1 protein-coding gene is annotated in these 663 nt (G+C 67.6%); it reads left to right on the forward strand.

Going from position 1 to position 663, the window contains the following annotated elements; all coding sequences use genetic code 11:
* A partial coding sequence (locus PGX04_RS26055) for a VOC family protein (protein ID WP_465263846.1) occupies window positions 1-287 on the forward strand: 287 nt, incomplete at its 5' end.
* Window positions 288-663: the final 376 nt, after the last annotated feature.

Genomic DNA, 663 nt, shown 5'->3' on the forward strand with positions numbered 1-663 from the left:
AGACGCTGGGACTCGACGTGTCGATGGAGTTCGCGCCGGGTGCGCTCTTTTTCGCGGCGGGCGGCTACCACCACCACGTCGGCGCGAACGTCTGGAACCAGCGGTCGACGCCGGCCGACGGGCTGGGAATGGCGTGGTTCGAACTGCTCGTTCCGGACGCCGAGGCGTTCGACGCGGTCCGGACGCGAGCGACGGCCGACGACGACGCGACGGTCGCCGAAATCGACGACGGTATCGAAATCGCGGATGCGGACGGGATCAGCGTCCGAGTTCGGCACGCAGAGTGATGGACTCGGCGCGCGGATCGACGCGCCCAGCAGACAGAGTGACGCGTTCGGCGTGCCGGCGTCGCCGTCGTTCGTTTCGGAATCCGTAACGGAAACCGTCAGTCGTCTCGAACGGCCCGAACGACGCCGATTAGAGCAGTTGGTGGAGTATCGGAACTATCGGAAACGGTGTTCCGCCGCTTATGGGGCGCTCGCTCGAGGCTGCACGTATGCACCGACTCGAACTCGAGCCCGGCGTAACGCTGTTGCACGTCCCGTCGTCCCGGTCGGGGATCGTTCACCGACTGGTCTGCGATCGGCTGGCCGACGGCGCGACCGGCGGTGACCGCCCTGGGCGGGCCTACTGGATCGACGCGCGGAACGCGGCCTCGACCCA

The sequence above is a fragment of the Natrinema soli genome (assembly GCF_028618695.1).